Source organism: Sphaerisporangium perillae (assembly GCF_023276435.1).
Classification (GTDB): domain Bacteria; phylum Actinomycetota; class Actinomycetes; order Streptosporangiales; family Streptosporangiaceae; genus Sphaerisporangium; species Sphaerisporangium perillae.
In genome coordinates, this window is record NZ_JALLPO010000113.1 from 1 (window position 1) to 867 (window position 867).

Sequence of the window (867 nt, forward strand, 5' to 3'; positions counted from 1 at the left end):
GGGAAGTCAGTCGATGGCGTCGGTGAGTCGGGCGGTGAGGTCTCGGATGTGTGCGATCAGTTCGGGTGGCTGGTGTATCCGGAAGCGGAAGCCGAACAGTGCGACGTAGATGGCGAGTTCGTCGAGTGAGTTGGATCCGGTATGGAGAAGGCAGCTGTGCGGGTCGACGGCCTCGATGACACCGACGGTGGGCGGGATCCGTTCGGCGGCGGTCTCGGCCGGCGCGTACAGGGTGATCCGGGCTTGGTAGCGGTAGGAGGCGGTGGAGACCCCGTGCGCGAGGTAGCCGGCGAGGTCGACGCCCGGTGCCTGCCGGGGTGTGAAGCGAGGGCCGGTGGGGATGCGGGGACGGATCCGGTCGACCCGGTAGGTGCGCCAGTCGCGCCGGTCGGTGTCCCAGCCCACCAGGTACCAGCGCCGGCCCGTGTGGACCAGCCGGTGAGGTTCGGTGTCGCGTACCGAGTCGGTGCCGTCGTGGTTCTGGTAGTCGAAGCGGAGCCGTTCGTGCTCGCGGCAGGCGGCGGCGGCGACGGTCAGCACGTCCGGGTCCACGGTGGGGCCGCCGGCGGGGACCGTGACGGTGACCGAGTGCAGCAGGTTGACACGGTGCCGTACGCGCGATGGCAGTACCTGTTCGAGCTTGGCCAGTGCGCGTAGCGAGGTTTCCTCGATGCCGTTGACCGTGCCGCTGGCGGCGGTGCGCAGCCCGATGGCGACGGCCACGGCCTCCTCGTCGTCGAGCAGCAGCGGCGGGAGCTTCGTTCCGGCGCCGAGCCGGTAGCCGGCCGCGCCAGGGGTGGTGTGCACCGGGTAGCCGAGGTCGCGCAGTTTCTGGATGTCGCGGCGCACGGTCCGCACGTCGACCTC

General features: G+C 70.5%; 1 protein-coding gene. It reads right to left on the reverse strand.

From position 1 onward, the window contains the following. Positions 1–6 precede the first annotated feature (6 nt). A partial coding sequence (locus MYF83_RS42235) for a helix-turn-helix transcriptional regulator (protein ID WP_248966448.1) occupies positions 7–867 on the reverse strand: 861 nt, incomplete at its 5' end.